A 4926-nucleotide genomic window follows, 5' to 3' on the forward strand; every position below is an offset into this window, starting at 1 on the left:
GTGAGCGGAGTGGGTGGGGTGGGGTCCGTTCTTGGTGTTCTGGTCGGAGTACCACCTGTGCACGTTGGCTTCGTCGAGGCCGGGTGGTGGGATCCATGAGGTTGCGGTGGGGGCGATCTGGGAGCCGGAGCGGTATCTGGCGCGGGTGATCACCTTCGTTTCCAGTTTCAAGGCGCGCAACGTGGCCGCCGACCCGGGGGTGGGGGTGTCGGTGTGCCAGGTGGCCGCGCGCCTCTTCGCCGAGCAGGGGCCGGACACCACGCCGGCCGCCATCGCCCGGCAGGCGGGGGTGGGAGTGGGCACGCTCTACCGACACTTCCCGACCGGGGAAGTCCTCCTGGTCGCCGCCCACAGTCGACAGATCGCCCTGGTGTGCGAGAGGGCGAGCGACCTCGTGGCCAGGTACCCGGCGGATGAGGCCACCCGGGCATGGCTGGAGCACTTCCTGGACCACGCGATGGCCAACGCCAACATGTGCGCGGCCCTCAACGCGGCCATCACCTCCGACGCCGACCCCTACGCCCACACCCGCACACTTTTGATCGGCGCCGTCACCACCCTGCTGGACGCCGGTGTCCGGGAGGGCGGTCTGCGCGGTGACGTCATTGCGGGCGACGTCCTGCTCCTGGTGGGCGGTGTCGCCTCCCTGGCCCGGCACAGCACCAAGGAGCAGGTCCACCGACTCATCGATCTCCTCATGGACGCGCTGACCGAGAACGTGGGTTCGACCTGACCCCGTCAGGTCGAACACGGATCGAGAACAACGGAAAACCCCTCCGAAAGCACCCCTCAGCGGCCGCGGGTCATATCGCGTTCGGTGCCTGCCGCCCTGGCTCTCCCAGGGCGGAAGGCCTGCGGATGTGCCCGGATTCGTAGAAAGAAAGGTATTCGCCATGGTCAGAGCACTCATCCTCGGTGCGACCGGAAGAGTCGGGTCGCGGTTGGTCGAGGAGTTGGGCAGCGATCACGCAGGTCTTGAGGTGCGTCTTGCGACCAGGCGCGGCGAGGTCGCCGACCAGTGGCGCGCCCAAGGGCGCGAGGCCGTCGTGCTGGACCTGGACCGCCCCGAGCACTTCGCCCAAGCGCTGGAAGGCGTGGACCGGGTCTTCCTCCTGACCGGCTACACCGCGGACATGCTCTACCAGAGCAAGATGTTCGTCGACGCCGCCGCGCGCGCCGGTGTGGAGCACATCGTCCACCTGGGCGTCTTCGGCTCCGGCCGTGACATGATTCCGCATTTCTCCTGGCATGAGCTCATCGAGACCTACATCCAGGCCAGCGGTATCGCGTGGACGCACCTGCACCCCAACGTCATCACCGACACGGTGCTGGCCACGGTCGCCGAGACCGGTTCGTTCACCGTCTCCTGGCAGGAGTCCGCGCTGGGGTGGGTGTGCGCCGCTGACATCGCCGCGGTCGCCGCCGCGGTGCTGCGTGAGGGACCGGCCAGGCATGGCGGTGAGAATTACTGGCTGAGCACGGAGGTGGTCACGGGCCCGCAGGTCGCCGAGATCCTCAGCGAGGTGATGGGAGATGAGATCACGTGCTCGGTGTCGGGCCCTGACGACTTGGCGGCTTACGTGGGTTCGATCGCCTCGGCCGGCGATCGTCTTTATATGGAGAGCGCCGTCGCGACGATGCGCCAGACCGTGCTCGGCAACATGGAATTCCAGGCTGTGGTCCGCGACGACGTTCAGACGGTGCTGGGGCGTCCCGGGACCACGGTGGCGCAATGGGCGCGGCAGAACCTGGGTTCGGTGAACTGAGGCCAGGCCGGTTCCGCCGCAGACCCCGGATCAGGACAAATGAGCGGCGAGCGGTGGTGGAGCGAGGAAGGCTCGCATCCCTGGGGTGAGGGGTGCGAGCCTTCCTCACTGCCCGGGGGTGCGGGCCGGGCGCGGCGGGTGCGGCTGCGCGGCCTCGGCCGGCGTGGAGGCTTTCCCCGTGGTGAAGGTGTGTTCAGGTGCGGTCGATGGGGGTGAGCAGGCGGGTCAGGAGGGTGGCGAGTTGGGTGCGTTCGTCCTGGGTCAGGGGGGTGAGCAGGTCGGTGTCGATACCCAACTGGAGGAGGAAGAGGGTGTCGGTGAGGGTTTCGCCTTCGGGGGTGAGGCGGACCAGGGTTTCGCGGCGGTCGCGTTCGATGCGGGTGCGGGTGAGCAGGCCGGCTTCTTCCAGGCGCGCGAGGCGTTTGGTGGTGGCGGCGCCCGAGGAGATGGTCTCGCGGGTCAGGTGACGTGGGCGCAGGCCGTCGGGGGAGCGGCGTAGGGCGGCCAGGATCTCGAATTCGGGGCGGGAGACGCCGGTGTCGGTGAGGGCGTCGTCGGTGCGGTTGTTGGCCAGTGCGGCCAGGCGGCGGACGCGGCCGATGGCTTCCATGCCGGTCAGGTCCTGGTCGGGGTGCAGGTGGGACCAGTGGTCGCGGAAGCGTGCCACGGCGTCGCTCATGGTGAGAGGTGTCTTTCACTGGGTGGCGTTGGGATCGAATCCACCCTATAATAATTTACTTGTGAACTACTTTTCTTCTGTTTGGGGGCGGTCGAGCACCCTCTTCGACTCCCGAGGATCCCTCTCGCCCCGCCGAGTACGCGGCAACGTCATCGTCACCGCCGCCCGTGTGGGCGTGTGTCTGCTGACGGTACTGATCATCCTGCACCTGGCCGGGCGCATGGACCTGGCCCCCTACGCGGCCATGGGCTGCTTCACCGCCCTGTACGCGCGCGATGACACCTACCGTCGCCGCGCCCCGATCCTGGCCCTGGTGGCCACGGGCCTGACCCTGTCGGTGGGCGCCGGCGCCCTGACCTCGGCCTTGTCCACGACCATGGTGGCACCCATCGTGGTGGTGGCCCTGGTGGCGGCCGCGGCCAAGTACACCTCCGACACCGTGCGCCTGGGCGCACCGGCCGGGTTGATGTTCGTCTTCGCCGCCGGGGTGGCCGCCTACGCCCCCCAGACCCTGGCCGGGGTGCCCGTGCACACCCTGACCACGGCCGCGGCCGCCGCCCTGTGCTGGGTGATGGCCATGGTCGGGGTACTGGTCCACCCCCGCGCCGCCCACCGCCTGGCCTCGGCGCGGGCCCTGCACGCGGTGGCCGACCACCTGCACGCCCCAACCCCGGCCCGGCGTCAAGGGGCCGAAGCGGCCCTGCACCGGGCCCGCCAGGTGTTGGGCGCCACCCCGCGCACCGACACGGTGCTGGCCCTTGAGGTGATGATCGCGCGCGCCCACACCCTGGTGCTCGACGGTGGGGACCGGGTCCTGCAGGGGCGAAGAGCCGCCGAACTGCGTGAGCTGGCCCGCCGCGTCCGTACCCGGCGCCGCCTGGACCCGCTGGTGAGCGAGGAGGAACTACGCACCTTCAGCGCCCACGCCGACCAGGTCCGTTCGGTCGGGGCCGCTCATCCCGGGCCCGCGCCGCGCATGGTGTGGGCGGTGCGGATCGCCCTGGCCTCCCTGGCCGCCGGTGTGCTGGCCTGGTCGTTGGGGATGGGGCACGGCTATTGGGCGACCGTTTCGGCCGCCTCGGTGCTCCAGGCCACCAGTGTGACCCTCACCTGGCACCGCACCCTGCAACGGGCCCTGGGCACCGTGGCCGGGACGGGGGCGGCCGCCGCACTGTTCGCGGTGGTGGACACCTCCTCGGTGTGGGTGCTCATCATCGTGGTGGTGCTGTGCCAGGTGGGTGCGGAGCTGGTGGTCACCACCAACTACGCGTACGCGATCGTGTGCGTGACCCCGTTGACGTTGGCGTTGTCCTCGCTGGCCCACCCCGGGGCGGGCGCCTCGGACCTGGTGGGTGAGCGGTTGGCCGCCACCGTGCTGGGAGCCGTGGTGGGGGTGGTGGTGACCCTGCTGGTGCGCGATGGGTCGATGCGTGAGCGTGTGGAATGGGCGATGGGCGAGTGCGCCCGCGCGTGCCGGCAGGTGGAGGAATGCGGGATGGACGCCGGGGCGCGCCACCGGCTGGTGGACGCCCACGCCCGAGTACGCGAGGCGTTGGCGGTGGCCGGTGGTGAGACCGGTGGGCGGGGTGTGCCGCGCGGTCGCGCCGAAGCGGTGTGCGAGCGTGCCCAGGCGTTGCTGGACCGGGAGCGGTCCTTCACCCCGGCCTGAGCAGGAAGCCGGGTGCCGGGGCGGTGTCCGCGCGCGCCCGGTGTCCTCGGCCTCGGTGAGGGAGAGGGTTTTCGTGCGGGGGATCGAGGGTCGAGGTTGACCGGGTTGCGCGAGGTGGTGTGAACGCACGAGGGCCGGCTCTGACTCGGGGGTGAATTCCCCTGCCGCCAGGAGTGGGTCAGCCGGGAACCCAGTGGGGGTGGGTGGACAGTAGCCGCATCAGGGCGAGGAGGCGGGCGGCGGGCGGGGCGCTCCAGTGGCGTAGGCCCGGCCGGGGACGCGGATCGCTCAGGCGGGCCAGGGCCCAGTTCAGGTGGTGGAACAGGATGCGGGAGCGCCAGGAGTGTTCTTGTTCGGGTGGGTGCGGGTAGCCGGCCACGACCTCGGGCAGCCAGTGGGGTGGGAGTTTGGCGAAGTCCACCGTGGCCTCGGCCAGGGCGGCATCGCCCAGGTCCACGATCCCCGACAGGGTGCCCTCATCGGTGGCCAGCAGGTTGGTGGGGGACAGGTCACCGTGGATCAGTACCGGTTGCGGATCGGGGTGTGATCGGGCCAGGCGGGACAGTAGATCGGTGCACCAGGTGGCGGTGTCGGCGTCGATCATCCCGATGCGGTGCAGGTGTTGGAGCAGGCCGGTCGGGTCGGTGGACTCCATCTGGTGTGGTGGGGTGCGCAAACCTGCGGTGGGAAGGCGGTGCAGACGCCCCATTCGCTCTCCCAACTCTCGCAACAGAGCCGGGCCGGGGGTGGATTCGGCCAGGTCGGTGCCGGGCAGGCGGGTCTGGAGCAGGTGGGGCACGGGGGTGGTGGCG

5 protein-coding genes are annotated in these 4926 nt (G+C 70.3%); 3 read left to right on the forward strand and 2 right to left on the reverse strand.

Going from position 1 to position 4926, the window contains the following annotated elements:
• Nucleotides 1-106: 106 nt before the first annotated feature.
• Both BQ8420_RS11435 and BQ8420_RS11440 read left to right on the forward strand, forming a co-directional pair.
• Nucleotides 107-733: a TetR/AcrR family transcriptional regulator gene (locus BQ8420_RS11435; protein WP_200815899.1), complete on the forward strand. Its 627-nt coding sequence runs from the start codon at nucleotides 107-109 to the stop codon at nucleotides 731-733.
• Between the two features lie 160 nt (nucleotides 734-893).
• Complete coding sequence (locus BQ8420_RS11440) at nucleotides 894-1766, forward strand: NmrA family NAD(P)-binding protein (protein ID WP_087098190.1); 873 nt, start codon at nucleotides 894-896, stop codon at nucleotides 1764-1766.
• Nucleotides 1767-1959: 193 nt separating this feature from the next.
• On the opposite strand, the gene BQ8420_RS11445 is transcribed toward BQ8420_RS11440, so the two are convergent.
• Nucleotides 1960-2445: a MarR family winged helix-turn-helix transcriptional regulator gene (locus tag BQ8420_RS11445; RefSeq protein WP_087098192.1), complete on the reverse strand. Its 486-nt coding sequence runs from the start codon at nucleotides 2443-2445 to the stop codon at nucleotides 1960-1962.
• A gap of 61 nt (nucleotides 2446-2506) precedes the next feature.
• On the opposite strand from BQ8420_RS11445, the gene BQ8420_RS11450 reads away from it, so the two are divergent.
• A complete protein-coding gene (locus BQ8420_RS11450; RefSeq protein ID WP_235006090.1) occupies nucleotides 2507-4114 on the forward strand; it encodes an FUSC family protein in 1608 nt (535 codons plus the stop codon).
• A 178-nt stretch (nucleotides 4115-4292) separates the two neighbouring features.
• Here BQ8420_RS11450 and BQ8420_RS11455 read toward each other — a convergent pair.
• Nucleotides 4293-4926, reverse strand: a 634-nt coding sequence (locus tag BQ8420_RS11455) for an aminoglycoside phosphotransferase family protein (RefSeq protein WP_087098198.1), incomplete at its 5' end; no start/stop codon positions are given.

It is taken from the genome of Nocardiopsis sp. JB363 (genome assembly GCF_900143625.1).
In the GTDB taxonomy this organism is placed as follows: Bacteria; Actinomycetota; Actinomycetes; order Streptosporangiales; family Streptosporangiaceae; genus Nocardiopsis.